General features: G+C 48.0%; 15 protein-coding genes and 1 other RNA gene. 12 read left to right on the top strand and 4 right to left on the bottom strand.

Translation table 11 applies throughout. The annotated features are described in order from the left end of the window. The first annotated feature begins 105 nt into the window (after positions 1 to 105). From smpB to MK185_12905, 4 genes are all read left to right on the top strand, one after another. Positions 106 to 585 carry an SsrA-binding protein SmpB gene (smpB, locus tag MK185_12920; protein ID MCH2041527.1) on the top strand — a complete coding sequence of 160 codons (480 nt, stop codon included), beginning with the start codon at positions 106 to 108 and terminating at the stop codon, positions 583 to 585. A 130-nt stretch (positions 586 to 715) separates the two neighbouring features. Further along, positions 716 to 1,075, top strand: a transfer-messenger RNA (tmRNA) gene (gene ssrA / locus MK185_12915). A 169-nt stretch (positions 1,076 to 1,244) separates the two neighbouring features. Beyond that, positions 1,245 to 2,873: an FAD-binding dehydrogenase gene (locus MK185_12910; protein MCH2041526.1), complete on the top strand. Its 1,629-nt coding sequence runs from the start codon at positions 1,245 to 1,247 to the stop codon at positions 2,871 to 2,873. Positions 2,874 to 2,943: 70 nt separating this feature from the next. Continuing rightward, entirely contained in the window at positions 2,944 to 4,611 is a 1,668-nt protein-coding gene (locus MK185_12905) for an acetolactate synthase large subunit (protein MCH2041525.1), read from the top strand. A gap of 86 nt (positions 4,612 to 4,697) precedes the next feature. Here the strand turns inward: MK185_12905 and MK185_12900 are convergent, their stop codons facing one another. After that, positions 4,698 to 6,692 (bottom strand): EAL domain-containing protein, encoded by a 1,995-nt coding sequence (locus tag MK185_12900; protein ID MCH2041524.1) that lies wholly within the window; start codon positions 6,690 to 6,692, stop codon positions 4,698 to 4,700. A 223-nt stretch (positions 6,693 to 6,915) separates the two neighbouring features. Continuing rightward, on the bottom strand, positions 6,916 to 9,180 hold the full coding sequence (locus tag MK185_12895) for a LuxR C-terminal-related transcriptional regulator (GenBank protein ID MCH2041523.1): 2,265 nt from the start codon (positions 9,178 to 9,180) through the stop codon (positions 6,916 to 6,918). A gap of 190 nt (positions 9,181 to 9,370) precedes the next feature. Here MK185_12895 and MK185_12890 point away from each other — a divergent pair, with 190 nt between their 5' ends. From MK185_12890 to MK185_12880, 3 genes are all read left to right on the top strand, one after another. Next, positions 9,371 to 12,133 (top strand): peroxidase, encoded by a 2,763-nt coding sequence (locus MK185_12890; GenBank protein MCH2041522.1) that lies wholly within the window; start codon positions 9,371 to 9,373, stop codon positions 12,131 to 12,133. A 113-nt stretch (positions 12,134 to 12,246) separates the two neighbouring features. After that, positions 12,247 to 12,684, top strand: a complete 438-nt coding sequence (locus MK185_12885) for a MarR family transcriptional regulator (GenBank protein MCH2041521.1) — start codon at positions 12,247 to 12,249, stop codon at positions 12,682 to 12,684. Between the two features lie 133 nt (positions 12,685 to 12,817). After that, entirely contained in the window at positions 12,818 to 13,243 is a 426-nt protein-coding gene (locus tag MK185_12880; protein MCH2041520.1) for an organic hydroperoxide resistance protein, read from the top strand. Between the two features lie 116 nt (positions 13,244 to 13,359). Here the strand turns inward: MK185_12880 and MK185_12875 are convergent, their stop codons facing one another. Beyond that, positions 13,360 to 15,222, bottom strand: a complete 1,863-nt coding sequence (locus tag MK185_12875; protein ID MCH2041519.1) for a monovalent cation:proton antiporter-2 (CPA2) family protein — start codon at positions 15,220 to 15,222, stop codon at positions 13,360 to 13,362. A gap of 288 nt (positions 15,223 to 15,510) precedes the next feature. On the opposite strand from MK185_12875, the gene MK185_12870 reads away from it, so the two are divergent. From MK185_12870 to MK185_12855, 4 genes are all read left to right on the top strand, one after another. Continuing rightward, the gene (locus MK185_12870; GenBank protein ID MCH2041518.1) at positions 15,511 to 16,512 is read left to right on the top strand and encodes a glutathione S-transferase family protein; all 1,002 of its coding nucleotides are present in this window, start codon (positions 15,511 to 15,513) and stop codon (positions 16,510 to 16,512) included. Between the two features lie 18 nt (positions 16,513 to 16,530). Continuing rightward, positions 16,531 to 17,430 carry a LysR family transcriptional regulator gene (locus MK185_12865; protein ID MCH2041517.1) on the top strand — a complete coding sequence of 300 codons (900 nt, stop codon included), beginning with the start codon at positions 16,531 to 16,533 and terminating at the stop codon, positions 17,428 to 17,430. A gap of 114 nt (positions 17,431 to 17,544) precedes the next feature. Further along, positions 17,545 to 18,237, top strand: a complete 693-nt coding sequence (locus tag MK185_12860; GenBank protein ID MCH2041516.1) for a pirin family protein — start codon at positions 17,545 to 17,547, stop codon at positions 18,235 to 18,237. A gap of 11 nt (positions 18,238 to 18,248) precedes the next feature. Beyond that, entirely contained in the window at positions 18,249 to 19,040 is a 792-nt protein-coding gene (locus MK185_12855; protein MCH2041515.1) for a sulfite exporter TauE/SafE family protein, read from the top strand. 87 nt (positions 19,041 to 19,127) lie between these two features. Here the strand turns inward: MK185_12855 and MK185_12850 are convergent, their stop codons facing one another. Continuing rightward, on the bottom strand, positions 19,128 to 19,376 hold the full coding sequence (locus MK185_12850) for a type B 50S ribosomal protein L31 (protein MCH2041514.1): 249 nt from the start codon (positions 19,374 to 19,376) through the stop codon (positions 19,128 to 19,130). A 262-nt stretch (positions 19,377 to 19,638) separates the two neighbouring features. Between MK185_12850 and MK185_12845 the strand changes: the two genes are divergently transcribed. After that, a complete protein-coding gene (locus tag MK185_12845; GenBank protein MCH2041513.1) occupies positions 19,639 to 20,580 on the top strand; it encodes an alpha/beta hydrolase in 942 nt (313 codons plus the stop codon). Positions 20,581 to 21,052: the final 472 nt, after the last annotated feature.

Raw genomic sequence — 21,052 nt, 5'->3', positions numbered from 1 at the left:
CTATATTCCTCAATAGCAATGAAAAGATCGCCACGCCTAAAGATCCATCTGAGCTTTTAACAGGATGGTTATCAGCCAGCCCTTCCTCGTTTATACTCCACCGCTATGAGCAAAAAGAAATCAAAGCCGAGCGGCAATACCATTGCCCTCAACAAGAAAGCCCGCCACGATTACTTCATCGAAGACAAACTCGAAGCCGGCATTGCCCTGACAGGCTGGGAAGTAAAATCCCTGCGCCAGGGCAAAGTTCAGCTAGTCGATAGCTACATTGTTTTCCATAAAGGTGAGGCCTGGCTGACCGGTGCATTAATCACGCCGCTAAAAGAAGCGTCGACTCATGTGATTTGCGAACCACGTCGTGAACGCAAACTACTGATGCACCGCAAAGAGCTGGATCGTCTGCAACAGAAGATCGCAGCGAAAGGTCATACCTGCGTGTGTACGGCACTGTATTGGAAAGGCCCAAACGTCAAAGCGGAAGTCGCACTGGCCAAAGGCAAGCAGAACCATGACAAACGTGCTGCCACCAAAGATAAAGACTGGAATAAACAAAAAGAACGTCTGATGAAGCATTCGGTACGCTAACGTGCTAATATTCAAGGCGTTTTTCACTACTGACTGGATTGTGGGTTGAATTTTTCAGGCTCGATACCATTTAAGTAGTAAGTCATCAGGTCAGAGACTGATGACACCATGCTGGTAAGCACAAGAATTCGGGGATGATTAGGATTCGACGTTGATTACAAAGCTATGGATGCATGTCGAGAGCGTACGGTGATCTCGTAAATAAACGCTGTACATTAGTTATAGTCGCAAACGACGAAAACTACGCACTAGCGGCATAAGCCCGCTTACACCAGAACTCGGGTGGCTATAGCCGGGGGACGGTGGCATCGTCTTATAGCCTCGCCTCGCGGACTTCGCTCGTAGTCCAACGGGTCAAACTTTAATCGAGACAGCTCTAAACACCCTGCCCCTCGGGTCGTGATGAGTTAAATGAATAGAGACGGCTAAGCATGTAGATTCTCTAGTGGAGGATTGGCGGACGGGGGTTCAAATCCCCCCATCTCCACCACACAGAAAACCCCCGACGTGAAAACGTCGGGGGTTTTTTATTGGCTGGCCGATAGTGACAGACTTTCAGTCCCTCAGAGTCAAAATTTCCGTCCCCTCTGGTCAATATTTCATTGCATCAATACCGTAAGCTGTGGACTCATAACAATAATCACGCAAGGACTGTCTATATGGTTAATGCACTTTCTCCCCAGGTTCAGACTACGGATGTATTGGTCGTGGGTGGTGGCATCGCTGGTATCGTTACGACTCTCGAGCTGCTGCGTGCTGGTAAGAGTGTCACTCTGGTCGATCGCGATACTCCGGAGCGTCTCGGTGGTTTAGCACTATGGGCCTTTGGCGGCATGGCCTTGGTCGGTACGCCGCTGCAGAAGAAAATGGGGATTCCGGATAACCCGGAACGAGCGCTGCGCGACTGGATTCGCTTTGGCGAACTGGACGAAACCGACGAACACTCAGTAGCCTGGGCTAAATACTACGTTGAAAATTCCTGCAGCGAAGTCCATGACTGGCTGAGCAAGGAAGGCATCAAATTCGCTCCAGCCGTCAACTGGGTAGAACGTGGCTTAAACGGTGATGGCAATAGTGTGCCGCGTTACCACGTCGTCTGGGGCACTTCGCGTGAACTAACCCGCACCATGATTGCTGCCATGCATGCCGCCAACAGGGACGGCAAATTAACCTTGCTGCACAATCACAGCATCACCAGCCTGATTAAAGAAGGCAATAGCGTAACCGGCGCCACTGGCACCAACGATGCCACTGGAGAAACCATCGAATTTCGTGCCGGCACCGTGGTGCTGGCAACTGGCGGTATTAACGGTAGTCACGATGAAGTACGCAAAAACTGGCCAGCGGATCGCGCCATTCCAGACACCATGCTGAACGGCGCTCATCCTTTTGCGGATGGCAATATGCACCGAGAAGTAGAAAGTCGTTTAGGTGGTCATATCGTTAATGCCGGTGAAATGTGGAATTATGCGGCGGGCTTCCGACATCCTTATCCGCATTTTTCCGGGCATGGCTTATCCACCATTCCCTGTAAATCGGCGCTTTGGTTAAACCATAAAGGTGAACGTATTGGGCCTGAACCTATGGTTACCGGGTTCGATACCCATATTTTATGTCAGCGTGTTGCCGAGCAGGAAAAACCCTGGAGCTGGCATTTACTGAACTGGCGTATCGCAGCAAAAGAATTTGCGATTTCCGGTGCGGAGCACAATCAGCGTATCCGCGATAAACAATTTCTGATGTTTTTGAAAGAAACGCTACTCGGCAATCATCGTCTGGTTAAACAGATGGCAACCGAAAGTGATGATTTCCTGGTGGCGGATACCCTTGAAGAACTGGCGCAAAAGATGAATGCATTAACCTGCACTCACGATGTCAGCGCTGAACAGCTACAACAAACGGCCGATGACTTTGACGCAAACTTCGCTAAAGGTAACCAACTGGAAAACGACGACCAGATTCGTCGTATTTTGCATGCACGCCAATGGGGGCCGGATAAATTGCGTACCTGTAAACCAGCACCACTGCAAAAACCCGGCGCAGGTCCGTACATCGCTATTCGTATGCAATTAATTACCCGTAAAAGTCTCGGCGGATTACGTACCGATCTGGATTGCAAAGTGCTGGGTAACGACAACCATCCGGTTAACGGTTTGTACTGTGTCGGAGAAGCTGCAGGTTTTGGTGGCGGTGGCTCAAACGGTAAGCGCTCTCTTGAGGGCACCTTCCTGCCGGGCTGCATCTTAACAGCGCGAGCAGCAGCCCGATCGATTAACGGCCGTAGCTGAACAACAGAACTTAAAAATAAAAACGGTTGCTGACAGCAGCGACTCAGCAGAAATTTTCTGGAGAAAAATAATGAGCAAAAAGATGAACGGCGCACAGGCACTGATGAAAACCCTGGTCGATGCCGGCGTGGAAGTCTGCTTCAGTAACCCGGGCACCAGTGAAATGCATTTTGTTGCGGCACTCGATAGCGAGCCAAAAATGCGCGCAGTATTAGCTTTGTTTGAAGGTGTGGCAACCGGTGCTGCCGATGGTTACGCTCGTATGGCGGGCAAACCGGCTGCAACGTTGTTACACCTCGGCTGCGGTCTGGGGAATGGCCTGGCAAACCTGCACAATGCCCGTAAAGGTAAAGTGCCAATGATTAATATCGTTGGTGATCATGCGACTTACCATGTGAAATACGATGCACAATTACAGTCGGATATCGAAACCGTCGCCCGTAATGTATCACCGGAATTTGTGCGTACATCACAAAGTACAGAGGGTCTGTGCAGTGACGCAGCTGATGCGTTAACAGCAGCACGAACATTCCCGAATAAAATTTCGACCCTGATTCTGCCCGCTGATGTGTCTTGGGGCGAAGGCGCTAAGCCTGCCACCGTGCCCGCCATTCCTGCGGCACCGGTTGCCGACGACGCAATTATTGAAGAAATTGCCAAAGCCATTAAGTCTGGTAAAAAGACAGCAATGTTGCTGGGGGGTCGTGCCTTACGTGAGCCAAGCCTGATCGAAGCGGCCAAAGTCGCTGCCAAACATGGTGTGAAATTATTTGCGGAAACCTTCCCGACCCGCATCGAGCGTGGTGCAGGTTTACCACCGGTTGAACGAATTGCTTATCTGGCCGAACTGGTTGGCGTACAGCTGGCGGATATTAAAAATCTGATCACCGTAGATGCTAAACCTCCGGTTTCATTCTTTGCTTATCCAAACAAAAAGAGCTACCTGGTACCGGACGGTTGTAACGTATTTGAACTGGCTTCCGAAGAACAGGACACAACCAAAAGCCTGAATAAACTGGTGTGTGCTCTGGACGCCAATGACACCAAGCCTGCTCTGCAGGAAGCCAGTCGTCCAGGTCGCCCTCGCGGGAAATTAACCGCCGAAAAAGTGTGTAAAGCGGTTGGTCACTTTATGTCGGAAGACACCATTATCGTTGACGAAGCAATTACTTCAGGACTGATGTTAAACGCCATGACAGCTGGTGCTCCACGTCACGATATGATCACCTTAACCGGCGGTGCTATTGGTCAGGGTCTACCAAACTCGATTGGTGCCGCCATCGCTTGTCCGGATCGCCCGGTCATTGCACTGATTGGCGATGGCACCGCTATGTACACCAATCAGGCACTGTGGACCATGGCAGCAGAAAACCTGAACGTAACCAGTATTATTTTTCACAATGCTTCCTATTCGGTACTGAACATTGAGCTGGAACGTGTGGGAGCCGATTCCATTGGTGAAAAAGCCAAGTCACAGCTGGATTTGAAAGGTGCTCACCTGAACTTCGCACAACTTGCTCAGGGAATGGGGGTACACGGAACCCGTGTCACCACGGCAGACGAGCTGAATAAAGCGTTGAAATATGCGTTAAATCACAAAGGTCCAAACCTGATTGAAGTCATGGTGCCGGAATCTCTGAATGGCACTAAACGCAAGGTACTGCCCTGGGTACTGAAATCTTTACCAGGTTTACCACTGCCGCTGACACGGGCACTAAAGAAGAAAATTGCTCCGTAACCCATATTGTTGTCTTACCTTAGACGAAGAACCCCGCTTATCTCAGCGGGGTTTTTTATAAGGCGAACGAGGAAAAACATGGCTCATCACGTTAGTGGTACCGGCTTTTCGAAGTAATACCCCTGAAAATAGTCAACACCAAATTCAATCAGAAGATCGATAATATCTTTCTCGGCAGAGAATTCGGCAACGACCGGAATGTCCAATGACTTACACAAGGTCACAATCGATTGGACAATCAGGTGATGCTTCTTATTTTGTAAAATATCGCGAATTAATGAGCCGTCTATTTTAATCAGATCGACATCGGTGGTTGCCAGGTAATCGAAATTTGAATAGCCACTGCCAAAGTCATCAATTGCAATCTGACAATTGAGTGACTTGAGTTCTGCAATGAAATTTTTCACTACCGTATTCGAGAAATCCACACCAGAAGATTCCAGTAGTTCCAGTGTCAATTGATCGCCACAACCGCTGTCACGCACATGATCCAGAAGGATACCGCGGGTGGTTTTATTAAACAGATCTTCCCGATCCAGATTAATTGAGAAACGCTGACCCGAATCTTTAAAGTAGTTGAATGACTGGCGAATAACTTCATGGGTTAACGAACTGTAAATACCCGCTGATTTAGCGTAATCAAGGAAAACTATGGGGGATACACATTCATAACCCGACTGATAGCGCATCAGAACTTCGGTGGAATAACGCTTGCCATCGGCGCAAAAAATACCTTGTCCATAAATTTGAATCCGTCCGCGAGAAATCGCGCTTTTCAATTTACCCGCCCAATAGATGGCATTACTCAGACGCTGATATTCTTTGGTACCCTGATGGTAGATACCGATACTATCCTGATCCTGATAAGCTGAATTCATCGCCAGACAGGCATGACCATAGGTCTTCTCTGGCTGATCATTTTCTGCGACACCCACTTTGACAGACAAATAAATTTTATTATCTGCCAGCACCATGGGTTGTTCCAGAATTTTCTCTACAATTTTTTCACAGTTTTCAACAAACGTTTTCTGTTCGCAATCGGATTCACAAATCAGTGCGAAATAGGATTCTGAAGTACGATAAACACGGGCGATATTAGTGGAATATTCCGTTAGCATCGACGTCAGATTTTTGATAAAACTCTCATATTCAATATCACCATAAATTTGCTGAACACCTTCGATTTCAGCAAATGACAATACGGCAATCCAGGCACCGGAACGACGACGTAAATCGTCATTAAACTGCACCCGGTTGGGCAAACCGGTTTCGATATCGGTTGTCTGAATCTGGATTATCCGATCTTTTTCATAAAGGCCGGTAATATCGTGGCGAATTGCGATGTACTCTATGATCTCGCCATTGCTGCCACGAATGGGCGAGATCGTCGAAGACACATAATAATTTGAGCCATCTTTACGGCGATTGAGGATAACACCATGCCAGACCTTGCCCGAACGTATGGTGCGCCACAAATCAGCAAATACCTCTTTCGGCATACCCGGATGGTTAACGATATTATGATTCTCACCCAGCAATTCGTTATGGCTATAGCCCGATACGTCACAGAACATGTTGTTAACATAAGTAATGTTACCGTGGGTATCCGTTTTTGAAACAATAGCACTGACATCAATTGCACGCTTGTGCTGGTGGAGTAAGTTATAGCTCTCGCGAAATGCCATCCCCTGTTCAGGACTTATCGCTGAGACTTTTGAATCCTGGTTGCTCTCACCGAGGGAGATGCGCGGCTCAAGCAGTCGCGCCAGTAGCGTGTTGTTTTCAATTAACCGTAATTCGACCCGACAGCTGAATAAGCTGCCGGTTACCATGGTATGTACCCAATCGAACTCTCGATGTCCCTGCTCGAAACATTCGGTGATATAACGACTGGCCAGCTCACTGGATACCTCGCCGCTGACCTGGTATTCAGGCGATAGTTGCGACGGATGCGTGCCGCGAAGGTCGTCTTTGGAAGAGGCGTCAAACAGTGAAACATAGGCCTGGTTGCAGTCCAACAGAGCGCGTTCATTGAGGATGGCCTCGGCGACAGCGGTGTCGTCAGATAGAACTATTGTCATGGGGGCACCATCACTGCACTCGTTGAACCTGGCAACATTAACAACTACCTACGGTGAATATACAAACAAACCAAACAGGCAACCTCACAACGAGTTTAGGATACTCACACCAAATAACCAGCATGACCCCCAGCAGCTCGTCGGATATCAAGTGCATCGCAGTTAGGGTGAAAGTCATCACTCAGCGGCGTCATACACTGACGTTGATGGCACAGTACCCCACTCAGGCAACGGGCTGTACTTTGTGCATAAACGCAATGGCTGAGGAACGATTCTCCAGCTCCAGTTTGCGATAGATGTTCTTCAGATGCCACTTCACTGTTGCTGGTGCCACCTTCAGATGTCTGGCGATGTTCTGATTGCTCAGTCCATCGGCCAGTGATGCCATAACTTGCTGTTCTTTGGTTGTTAGTGATTCAAATTTCTGCACGTTTACCCCGGCACAAGTCGGATCGGGCTGATTAAGCAAAGACTCGAACAATTTAAGGTAGACAGAAGTCGGTTTGACCCGACGACTTTCTATCAGATGTAACATAACCGGAACAACGCCCGGCGCTTCATCCAGCAGACCACGATTAAACAGTAACCAACCATAAAAATTAATGGCCTCCGCCAGCTGATCGGCAGCTACCCGTTGCTCTCCCTTAAGCCAATAAGCAACCACAATCTGAGCTTCGGCCACCAGTGCTCGCTCATGAAAATCGCTCTTCAGTAAGCTATCACGCAATGGGATCAACAATGCGATCACGGCGTCATACTGTTGGTCGAACATCAGCTGCATCGCCTTTGCTTGTGATAAATAGTCACGTACATCAAGTAGCATATTGTGAGATTTATGCGTCAAAGTGTCATCGATATCAAATTTATCACGTAAGTAGTTCATCGATTTTCTGTCATTTTTTCGCACGGCTTGTCGCATGCGTTCAGCGACCATTTTCCCCTGATACCTCGGATAGTTTCCCAGGGATAGAAAGCGCTGCAATCGAATCAGATACTCGAAGCTTTCCTCCTGTTCATCAAACAACTCGAGAATTCTGGAATAGTACAGATAAAAGTGCACTATCACCTCGGTTGAACAAGCATTATTCATATAGGGAATAACCTGTTCACACATCAGTCTTGCCTGAATGAGATCATTTTTTTCGTAATAAAAGATCAGCATTCCAGCGGCATAGTTTTGCCAGCCCGGATCCTCGGGATTGGGCCGTTTGTTATTAAAACCAAGTACCAATTGCTGTGCTGCCTGAATGGTATAACCCCGATACTTATCACAGGCAATCAACAACATTTCTGTGAGGCTCGACAGATAGACTTGCTGATGTTCATTCATATAAAACAATGCATCACGAGCCTGATTGGCAGCGTCGTTTAAGTCGCTTTGATAAAATGCCCGATATGCAGCCAGTAATTTGCCAAGGCAAACAATCACATTGTTGCCTGAAAAGCTGTTATCCAGTGTCATTAACTTATCTGCCTGATCTCCCTCATTCGTTGTAAAAAGAGCCAGGGTCATACTGAGCACGTCGATTATATTCTGGATACGCCTGTTACTGGGAAGCTCCTCCATTTGCTCGAGAACAAATCGCGCCTGGTAAAACCTTCGGGTAAAAATCAGTGCGATCACCAGAGGAATAATGATCTTCTCATCGGACAAATAGGATTCACTATCGTCATAGAAACTATCTATTAATAGCTGAAAACAACCGTGCCTCAGCCAATAATCACATGCTTTTTCCAACAATCGTTTTTTCTGGTCCGGCGCAACCGGATACTGCTGCAGTACTTTCCGAACTTCCGGAATCCAGACATAGCGGTCGCTTTGTTCTTCGGGGGGATATAAAAACCGATACTTCTGCCAAACATCGAATAAGTCAGCACGCGTTAAATTCAGTTTGCGCCAAAGATAACTATTAATTTCTTCGAATAAACTCAGCTGCGCCAACAGCTCGATATCCTCTTCATTCAGTGTCTGTAGAAATTCCTGCTGAAGGTATTGCCGTACCTGAGAATCCAGAGCACCCTGATGCCAACTGTTACCTTTCATCATGTGGATCGCTGGCCAGCAACCGTCAGTCGCAGACATCAGATCGGCTTCCTGCTTCACGGTAATACTATGACTGTAATGCCAGCGCACAAACGACACTGCGGGCATTCGTCGCGAAGCCAGCCACAGCTCATCGCCAGCTCGCATACGGCCAAGCAGTGTATTCAAAAGACGCGACTCATCATCAACAGCCAGTAAATGAGCATTATTGATAAATATCGCTTCCGGTCTTTCTGCATTCCGCTCACCAGCAGAGCGCAACTGCCCGGCTATCTGCTTTTCTAACAACGGATAGCTGTCTTTTTCAGTGCAGTGCACGATCGCCTGAGCATGATCATCACGCATGTTCCAGCTGGCAATTGCTTTTTGTAATACGGTTGTTTTTCCGAATCCTGGCCCGGCAACCAGGATCATCACTGATGCTTTTATTATTTTTGGGGTCACTTTCTGAGACCTTTTCCTTGTCTTTATAACACACAGATTTTTTGATTATTAGATTGTGTGGTAGCAAAATCTAACACACCCCCACCGCATTTTTGAAAGCCCCTCTCCCCCTCCCTTGGGGGGGGAGGCAGATTACTCACTTTGCTCTAGCCTGCCGAACCTCTAACAATAAACACAAAGAGGATCACGCATGAGCACTTCCGTTTGGGTAACCTGGCCAACACTGGCCAAGGTCGGCGGCAGCCTTGGGGTTGTAGCAGGCCTGCTAATTCTTGCTTTTGAACGCCAGGAGCTACAGGACAATAACCTGATTGCGACAGAGGATCTCAGTCAGGCCAACACCACAATCGTTTGTGATGAACGCAGCCTCGGCGCCCGTACCGAAGACGGTACATGTAACATTCTGGACAATCCAGCCGAAGGTTCCGTAAATCGCCGTTTCGGTCGTAACGTCAAACTCGAAGCAGCCTACGGTGAAACCGAAGCGGATACTCTGCTATCACCCAACCCACGTGAAGTATCGAATGTACTGATGGCACGTGAGGAGTTTAAGCCGGCAACCAGTATCAACTTTATTGCAGCAGCCTGGATTCAGTTCATGGTCCATGACTGGATTGACCACGGTGATGGCCAGGATGACGATCCGATACTGATATCACGACCAGCGGATGATCCTCTGGGACCCGGTGTGATGAGCGTCAAACGTACCATCGCCGACAATGACAGAACGGCAGAAGAAGACGCCACACTGCCCGCCACCTATCGCAACATAAACACCCACTGGTGGGATGGATCACAGCTCTACGGCAGTGACAAAGCAACTAATGATAAAGTTCGTTCGTTCGAGGATGGGAAGCTCGCCGTTAATGCCGACGGTAGTCTGCCAACGGAATATTGGAGTGGCGTGCCGGTCACGGGTTTTAACAAAAACTGGTGGCTGGGTTTGTCGATGCTGCATCAGCTGTTCACGCTGGAACACAACGCCATTGCTGACATGCTGAAGGAAAATAATCCGGGACGCAGCGACCAGTGGTTATACGACAAAGCCCGCCTGATTAATGCCGCCCTGATGGCAAAAATACATACCATTGAATGGACTCCGGCGATTATTGCAAACCCGGTAACCGAACGGGCAATGCGCGCTAACTGGTATGGCCTGACCGATAATCGTGAAAGCCGTGACGCGGTTCAGAAAGTACTGGATGGCTTATCCAGCGGCCTGAGTAATTCTCCGCTATTAAAAGCGCTGTTAGCCAGTCGTCCGGATTTAATCGATAAACTGGATGATCCGAACTTTATCGATTTTGCCTTAGGTGGCCTGGTAGGTACACGCGAATCCTACAATGCTGGTGTCGATTACACACTGACCGAGGAATTTACCGCTGTTTATCGTCTTCATCCGTTATTACGTGATGATGTTGAAGTATACGATATCGGTTCATCGGAGGTGGCTCGTCGAATCCCGATGATGGAAACACGAGATGGTGATGCTGAAGATATCCTCAGTGATGAAGGTGGTGAGCGTTTATGGTATTCATTCGGGACCACCTATCCTGGCGCTTTAACCCTGAATAACTACCCGGAATTCCTGCGTAATTTAACCATTCCTTTTGCTGATGACCTTGACCTGGCAACCATTGATATCCTGCGTGACCGCGAACGTGGTGTTCCACGCTACAACGAATTTCGTCGTCAGATTGGCCTGAAACCCATTAATAAATTTGAAGACCTGACCACCGATGCAACCACTCTGGCAGGGCTGAAACGCCTGTACGACAACGACATCGAGAAAATCGATGCGCTGGTCGGACAATTGGCTGAAACGGTTCGCCCGGAAGGTTTTGCGTTTGGCGAAACAGCCTTCCAGATTTTCATTCTGAACGCTTCCCGTCGCTTAATGACCGACCGTTTCTATACGTCTGACTATCGCGCAGAAATATACACCCAGGAAGGTATTGATTGGGTGGAAGACAATGATATGAAACACGTATTAGAGCGTCATTTCCCTGAGCTGACGGTCAGCCTTACCGGTATCGAAAACGCCTTCAAACCATGGGGTTTGAAAATCCCAGAAAACTATCAACAAATGGCCGCTTGCGATAAGCAAACTTTACTCTGGCAAAATGGTGTTGTGCAGAGCCAATACCAGCCTGACGAGCGACCAGCGTTAGAGCCTGTTGATATCGGGGGATTAATAAATTCGGTGCTGTGGAAAAAAGTCCGGTTAAATACCGATGTTGCTCCGCTGGGCTATAAAAAACCAATCCATCCCTATGGTGCGATGGCGACTGTGTCGTTTGAATCGAGCAATAATCACCCTTACACCGGTGTGTTTAAAGGCGCTGACTGTGGACTCGTAAGACTGTCTCTTACTGGCGATCCAGCCGATCGGGGATTTGCACCGGGTCTGGCCTGGAAAACATTTATTGATGGTAAAGAGTCCAGTAATGTATCTGCGCTGTATACACTGTCCGGACAAGGCGATAACCACGACTTTTTTGCTAACGAGCTGTCGCAATATGTGGCAACCGAAGCAAACGATACACTGGGAAGCACCATTCTGTTCTCCTTGGTGAGCACCAAACCAACCCGCCTGATGACCGAAAACCTGGCTGCAACCCGTGCCGATGGACAAGTAGAGTCGAACGCTAAAGCGCCGACCCAGATTTACTTTGTCCCGACGGCCGGTGTGCGTGATCGTTTCAGCAACAGTGCTCATGATTTTCGTGATGATCTGATCACACTCGAATCAGGGACTGCTTTGTACGATGTATATGCAACGGATAAAGCCATCCGTACCAGCTGGTTCAGTAGCCGTAATAAACGTTATGCTCGCGAGCGTCGCAACAGTGCTGTAAAAGTTGGTACGCTGCGCTTGACCTCAGATATGACAACCTCTGCTTTTGGTGACGGTGGCGTATTCTTCAAGCACCAACGTTACGAAGACCGATAGATTAAACCCTGAGATTTTCTGGCCGCCGCGGTTTCACCCGGCGGCTTTTTTGTGCGTGAAAGATAAAACTTCAGTACACTTTAGCTATCGCAATAATCATTCCTGAACATATTATGGCCAAATCCCCAGATAACCCATTAGCCCTCGACAACCAGCTGTGCTTCGCGTTGTACTCCACTTCGCTGGCCATGACGCAAATGTACAAAGAGCTTCTGGCACCTGTTGGCCTGACGTATCCGCAATACACCATCATGATGATTTTGTGGGAAAACGACGGTGTTCCACTGAAACACATTGCTGATCGCCTGGGCCAGAAATCCGGCTCATTGACGCCGGTAATTAAACGTATGGAAGTCGATGGCCTGATTCGGCGGGTTCGTGGTAAGGAGGACGATCGTTCCCTGAGCATTGAATTGACAGCCGCCGGAAAAAAGCTGCGCCAGAAGTGCCTCCGCATTAACCAGTGTATTGTTGAAGCCTGCGACCTACCTGTTTGTGATCTGGCTGACTTACGCGACAACCTGAACAGACTGAAAAATAATTTAGCGTAATAGTACTTGCACAATAATAGTTATCGCGATAACTTAATGGCAGTTTTGGCGTCATCGCTTGTATTCGATGACGCCTTTATTTGAACCAAATAGTTATCGCAATAACTATTATTGATAAAACAATGGTGATCACATGCAAGCTATTTACAAGACCACAATGACTTCAACCGGTGGACGCAGCGGCAGCTCCGTTTCTGAAGACGGTAACTTCACACTCGACCTGAGCACCCCTAAAGAGTTGGGAGGCGCTGGCGGAGAAGGCACTAACCCGGAGCAGCTATTCGCTGCCGGTTATTCCGCCTGCTATATCGGTGCTTTGCAGTTTGTTGCCTCGCAACAAAAACTGAAGTTGCCGGCGGGGATGCAGGTTACTGCAACCATAGGTATCGGCGAAAACCCACGTGGCATTGGCTTCAACATCAGCGCAGACCTGATTGTTGCGTTACCCGGCATGGACAAAGCAGCGGCTGAAAAACTGGCAGAAGACGCTCACCAGGTGTGCCCGTATTCGAATGCGACCCGCGGCAATATCGATACGTCGACTGAAGTGGTTGTATAAAGCAACAGGCCAGGCTGGCAAGTTGGCAGCAGACAACCGGGTAACGAAGGAAATCGCACCCGGTTCTCTGCCAACGCTCAGACCTTAAAAACATCCAAGTCGTCCTTTGGTTGTATTCAGCCACCGTCATCCGCGCTGCGTTTATCTTCCCGAGCATCGCGCATGGCCGATAGAATTTTGCCTTCCATCTGCATAAATAACGAACGGTAGTGATCGCTGAATTCACGCTCTTCGCCTTCGTGGCGCCAGCTGTTAAACAAGGCGTCAAAGTGTTTGCTTTCCAGACAACAAAAGTGCTGCTTGGTCTGCTCAGCCTGAACCGGCTGCTGACCCAAACGCTGCAACACTTCGCCACCGAGTTCCAACGCTGATTTATAGGTTTCACTGATGACGTAGTCCGCGCCAGCATCCAACAGTTCATAGTGATGACCACGGTCATAAGCACGAGCAAGAATACCGACGTGCGGAAACTTATGCTTCACTTGCTTCACCAACGTCAGAGCGCGGTCTTTATCATCGATTGCCACCACCAGTAATTCAGCCTCGTCGATACCTGCCGCATGCAACAAATCCGTACGACTGGCATCACCATAAAAGCTCTTGATATTGACGGACCGCAACCGATCAACCTGAGCCGCCTGATGATCAAGTACCACCGTCGGAACACCATTTGCCACCAGCAATCGATTCACAATCTGACCAAAACGCCCGATCCCGGCAATTATCACACGGCCATGCTCATCAATTTCGTCCGTATCTCGTGACTGTTGTTGCTGCTCATAACGCGGAAAAATTATCTTCTCCAGCACAATAAACAAGGCCGGGGTTAGAAACATGGATAACGCAACCACCAGCGACAATAACTGCGCCAATGCCGTTGGCAATACGCTATGACTCACTGCATACGTCAATAATACAAATCCAAATTCACCCGCCTGAGCCAGGCTTAACGTAAATAACCAACGATCTCCGGCATGCACTTTAAAGATCCATGCAAGAACCAGCAATACGGCCGCTTTCAGCAGCATTAATCCCAACGTAAGAGTAATGATGGTCGTGAAATGATCACCTAATACGGTAAAATTCACTCCAGCGCCGACGGTAATAAAAAACAGTCCTAACAATAACCCTTTAAACGGTTCAATATTGGCTTCCAGTTCATGACGAAACTCGCTGTTGGACAACACCACGCCGGCAAGAAAAGTCCCCAACGCCGGAGACAATCCCACCAACCCCATTAATGCCGCAATACCGATAACCAGCATCAGAGCCGCTGCCATAAAGGCTTCACGCAACCCAGAATCGGCCACGTAACGAAATAATGGGCGGCTCAAATAATGGCCAGCCAATGCCAGTCCAATAATCGTGGCGAATACCACCAAACCGGTTGCCCAACCGGGCAAATGCGCCACCAAACTGATTTCTTCATGGTGGCCAACGGCAACAGATTCAGCGGATTGTAGCTCAGGAAGTGCCAATAAAGGCATTAACGCTAACATAGGAATGACGGCAATATCCTGAAACAGCAGCACCGAAAAAGCCCGATTACCGCCTTCCGTTTTGGTCAGACCTTTTTCGTTAAATGTCTGTAACACAATTGCCGTAGAGGACAAGGAAAATATCAAGCCAATAGCCAGTGAAATAGTCCAGCTCTGTCCCAACAGTAACGCAATACCCGTTACTGACAGTGCGGTTAAACCAACCTGCAGACCACCTAACCCTAATAATCGATGACGCATCTGCCACAGCATCGAAGGCTGTAACTCCAGCCCGACCAGAAATAACATCATCACCACACCAAATTCAGCAAAATGCTGAATGGTATTGGTCTCCTGGCCCACCAGACCGGTTACCGGGCCGATAATAACGCCGGCAATTAAATACCCGAGTACCGAGCCTAAACCGAGCCGCCTGGCCAATGGCACCATCACCACGGCAGCAAACAGGAAGATAAAAGCCTGAATAAAATAACCCGTCATCTTTTGTACTCCTGAAGCGGTTTTCGCCGTTGCTCGGTAACAACCTGATACGCTGAAAATTGTTGATATAACATCAATACCTTACGGCTCACAACACTCTCTCTGGGCAAAATTTAACAGTAGACCCGGGCAAATCGCATGTTTCTATTCAAACAGATGTCTACTGGGCCTATCATTCTATTTTATAGAACAAATAGCTCGTTTATTTGTCGTTTTCATTCTATAGAAAACACATACACTGAACATATCACAGGCAAATTTGCCTTTAATCAGTCAGACGAGGCTCCTATGGGACTGCTAGTAAATGGCCAATGGCACGACAAATGGTATAAGACAGAGGAATCCGGTGGCGCTTTCCAGCGCGAGGCTGCGCAGTTACGTAACTGGGTTACCGAAGATGGCAAAGCCGGGCCAAGCGGTGAAGCGGGATTCAACGCAGAGTCTGGTCGTTACCACCTGTATGTTTCGCTCGCTTGTCCCTGGGCTCATCGCACCCTGATCTTTCGTAAACTGAAGCAGCTGGAAACACACATCAGCGTATCGGTTGTCAGCCCGGATATGCTGGATCAGGGGTGGACATTTGAACAATTAAACGATGACGCAGCCAAAGGCAGCAGCGGTGATACGCTATTCAACGCCGACTACATGCACCAGATTTACAGCCGCAACAAAGCTGACTACACCGGTCGGGTGACGGTACCGGTTTTATGGGATAAACAGCAAAATCGTATCGTCAGTAACGAATCATCTGAGATTATCCGCATGTTTAATTCGGCATTTAATCAACTGACTGGCGACACTCAGGACTTTTACCCGCAGGCGCTGCGCACCGATATCGATTCACTCAATGAGCGGGTGTATGAAAATATTAACAACGGTGTGTACCGTTGTGGCTTTGCCACCACTCAGGAGGCTTATGAAAATGCCTACAACAAATTATTTGTAGCTCTGGATGACGTAGAAACCATCCTTGGTAAACAGCGCTATCTGGTGTCGAATCAAATAAGCGAGGCAGACTGGCGATTATTCACCACCCTGATTCGCTTCGACGCGGTATACCATGGTCACTTCAAAACCAATCGTCAGCGATTGGAAGATTACCCACATATCTCTAACTATGTGCGTGAGCTCTTTCAATGGCCAGGCGTGGCAGACACGGTGGATTTCTACCACATCAAGCGCCACTACTATTTCAGCCATACCATGATTAACCCGACCCAGGTGGTACCGGTTGGTCCGGATATTAATTATTTATCACCACACAACCGAGCAGAGCTTTTTCCGATTTAAAACCGCAGGGCGCCTTTTATGCAAAAGACCACACTCGAACAATGGCGTATGTTTAAGGCCGTCGTTGATGCCGGCGGCTTTAACCAGGCGGCAAGTAAGGTACACAAAAGCCAGTCAAGTATTCACCATGCAGTGAGCAAACTCGAAGAGGCACTGGCGGTAAAGCTGTTCGAAGTTGAAGGACGGAAAACGCTGTTAACTGAAGCCGGAAAATTGCTGTTGCGCCGGGGCGAGTATCTACTCGACGAAGTATCCCGTATCGAGGCGGTTGCGGCTTCGGTCAGCTCAGGGGTGGAATCAGAATTACGTATTGCCGTCGATGGTGCCTTTCCGCAAACCATTGTGTACTGCGCGCTGGAAAAAGTATCGTCGTTATTCCCTCAGATCCGTATTGATATCATTGATACGGTGTTGTCAGGTACCAACGAACTCATACAGAACCGTAAAGCCGATATCGGATTATCCGGTTTCCAGATGCCGTCCGGCCTTAACGAAGAAATCTGTACTTTAGAATTTGTTGCCGTTGCTCACAAAGATCACCCACTGCATCAGTTTAATCGCCCGCTCAGCCATGAAGATTTAAAATCTTATCGTCAGATTATTACCCGCGACTCCGCCAGCGAAAACAGACGCTCATCTGGCTGGCAGGGTTCTGAGCAACGCTGGACCGTAGGCAGTTTGCGCGCGTCATTCGATTTAATCAGTCAGAATCTGGGATTTGCCTGGCTGCCCTTTCCTCTGGTTAAAGATGTCTTAGAGCAAGGTTTACTAAAACGTTTGCCATTAACTGAAGGGGAATTTCGCAGTACCAGCTTTTACCTGAATTATCAGGATAAGGACAAGTTAGGGCCGGCAGCTCGTGAGTTTATCGGCGAGCTGCGATTGCTGACTCTTGATATGCCGATATCGGATGATTGACATCGGCAGCAGGTATCAATCGAAAATACTGGATCATAGTGCCCATTCTTTGCAATTTTTTATCTGAACCCTTGCCATTAACATAAACATCACCCATTCAGTGAGGTAGTTATTATGTTGTATTTTCGTCCCGGCAATGCACGTGGTCGTGCAAACTTTGGCTGGCTTAACAGCCAACATTCGTTTTCTTTTGGTCACTATTACGACCCCAAACATATGGGATTTTCTGCGCTACGCGTTATTAACGACGATAGCGTGGCACCGGGAGCCGGTTTCGATACCCACGGCCACCGCGATATGGAAATTATTTCCTACGTACTGGAAGGCGCTATCGAACACAAAGACAGCATGGGACATAGTTATATTGTCCCTGCCGGAGACGTTCAGAGAATGAGCGCGGGAACGGGTGTTACTCACTCTGAATTTAATCACTCAAAACAACACAATCTGCGTTTTCTACAGATTTGGATTCAACCAAACAAACTCGGTATCACACCGGGCTATCAGCAACAAAAAATTGAACAAAGGGGTAAGCTGACACCGCTGGTCACACCCGATGGGTCTGACGGCTCATTGTCCATACAACAGGATGTCAGCCTTTATCGTGTTGCGTTGAATCGCGGTGAATCACTGCAACTGGATACTCTGCAACGCCCGGGATATTTTCATTTAATTGAAGGTAGCGTGAACATAAACGATCATCAGTTGATGGCCGGAGATGCCTTGGGAGCCTTCGAAGAATCGCTGCAACTCAATGCCCAAGAACCACTGATTGCATTATGGTTTGATCTGCCCATCACCGAATAACCGCAGCGCGAGTGGCCGAGCTGTTCGCCAGTGATGGATACAACTACTTTATTAACAGCAGGATAACTGAATATATGTTGAGTACCGACCCGATCTTCTGGCTGCTTGCCATTATTGGTGTCATTTTCACCGGGATTTCAAAATCCGGACTGGCCGGTGGTGCTGGGGTTGTAGCAGTGCCACTACTGGCATTGGTTATCTCAGTACCGGAAGCAGCGGCACTGATGCTGCCACTGTTACTGATTATGGATGTACGCACCATCAGCATGTATCGCCATGCCATTAAAAGTTATCGCTCAATTGCCACCATCGTTATCGCCGGACTGTTAGGCGTCATTATTGCCGGCAGCGCAATGGGGTCACTGCCAACCGAAAGTCTGCAATGGATTCTGGCAATTCTGTGCATCAGCTTTGCACTTTGGAATCAACTGGCACCGATGCTGGCGAAACTGCCGGGGTCTGCCATGATTTGGGGCACACTGGCAGGCATCACCAGTACATTGCTGCATGCCGGAGGACCGCCCATCAGTATTTATTTTCTGGCGCAACAGCTTGAGAAACAACAATGGCTAGGTCAGGCCGCTATTTTCTTTGCCATGATCAATTTCAGTAAATTGATTCCGTACACAATTAATGGCAGCTGGTCTGCTGAACTGTTAACCACCAGCGCAGTCCTGATTCCTTTTGCATTACTGGGGGTTAGCCTCGGCTACCGTATCCAGAAATTAATTTCTCAGGATAACTTTATGCTGATGTGTCGGGGGATGTTGCTGATATCTGGCGTGAGCCTGTTGATGAAATAGAAAACGCTACTTGAACACTGACCAACCAGAAACGGCGAGTGACAACAAACGCGAGCACCGGGCAAAGCGTTGCCCGGTGCCAGGTCATTATTTAGCAGGACGCTTAAAACGTTTATTAAACTTAGCAATCTGGCCGTCTGTCTGAGCAGTACGCTGCTTGCCAGTATAAAAAGGGTGAGAAGCACTGGACACTTCAATCGTCATGTAAGGGTAAGTTTTCCCCTGATACTCCTCAGTACGATTGGTTTGAACGGTTGAACCAATAATAAAATACTGGTCAATCGTCGTATCGTGAAACAACACATCTCGATATTCAGGGTGGATACCTGGCTTCATAACTTATACCTCTGGTCTGTAGCTCAAAACGTTATACTATAACAACAAAAGGTTTTTAACAATGATTCTCAATACGATAGCGATAACAAAGGTCCGCTACGCTGAACGGAAGCCTCAGATACCGAAATAATCGTAGAGATATTGTCCGGAATTCACCGTAAGAAAAGTTGACCGCCTTTCACCGTCTTTATAAAGTGACGACAGTTATCTTCAGATATGTATAAATCACAACCAATAATAAAAACCCTGCAAGGACCCCGTTATGAAAACTACCCCGCTGCTGTTCACGGCAATGCTGCTGGCGTTTGTATTTGGCCTGGTTCGCGGTCAATACGCTCAGGTCGGCCACTGGCTTTACACCAATGTGACCGATCTGGAAGCCTCTCTATACGGCTTTGAGCAAGATCAGATTGATATTGGTGAGATGTCACTGGCGTTGTATAAAACCCCTGATGCAGAAACCAAACCGACCATTGTTATGCTACACGGCTATAGCGCAGATAAAGACGTATGGGCCAGGTTTGCCAAGCACTTTGTTGACGACTATCAAGTGATTATTCCCGATATGGCGGGTCACGGTGACTCGCCGTATCAGCCACAATGGGATTACAGCATGCCAACCCAGGCAAAACGCCTGGCTACCCTGCTTGACCGATTGAACATTGAGCAGGCCCATGTCATTGGTAATTCCATGGGAGGCTTTTTGACCGCTACCTTCGCCATCGATTACCCACAACGCGTGCTGTCAGCCACGATGGTCGATCCGGCTGGTGTCATTCCACCACAAGCCAGTGACATGATGAAAATGCTGGAAAAAGGCAACAATCCTTTTCTGATAAAGAACCGAGCCGAGTTCGATGACTTTTACGCCATGACCATGGCACAACCGCCTTATTTGCCAGATATCGTTCTGGAAGCCATTGGCCAGAGTTACATCGACCGCCACGATCAGTTAGAGAAAATCTTTCATGACTTCCATTCTTCCGATTATCTGGAAGCGAAGCTTAACCAGTTAACAGCACCTGCGCTGTTATGGTGGGGCGATAAAGACCGCCTGCTACACGTCAGCTCGGTACCGGTATGGCAAGCAGGCATAAAACACCTTCAAACCGAAATCTGGCCTGGAATTGGTCACATGCCTATGGTGGAAAAAGCCGCCACTGCTGCGGAGAAATACCAGGACTTCTTAACGTCAATCGAGTGATAGCGATAAGCAGAAAAACAACGCGTAACCTGGAAGGCTGGATAATGGTTATGTCGTAAATATTTCCGATACCTTCGGTTCTATTAAAACCGCTGAGTGTCGGAAATCTCTATTTCAATCTGCATTTTTTGGCATCCCCTAACCTTTTAATTTCACGCTCTAAAAAATCTAGGATGATCACTCATATACTAGTATTAAAGCACTACAGAGAAAAATTTAATCGGTGCATCATTAAAGATCTGCTCCAGCATTGCCCATTATTTCTATGACTTTAACCGCCGCATTGCTGACAAGCATATTCTTATATCAATAAATCAATAATTTATAAATTACATATTTTTCCGGCACTGCCATTGCAATCACTCCACTTTCATTACTAAAGTGGAGTGATGGTATGGCCTATATAGAACCCAATGAATTTGTCACAAAAATGGTGGACGCCGGTGATGCTATTCTTTTTTATGGGTTTCGA

It is taken from the genome of Saccharospirillaceae bacterium (genome assembly GCA_022448365.1).
GTDB lineage: Bacteria > Pseudomonadota > Gammaproteobacteria > Pseudomonadales > Oceanobacteraceae > Bacterioplanoides.
The sequence above is the reverse complement of the archived record's forward strand: the minus strand, read 5'-3'. Positions and strand labels throughout refer to the sequence as shown.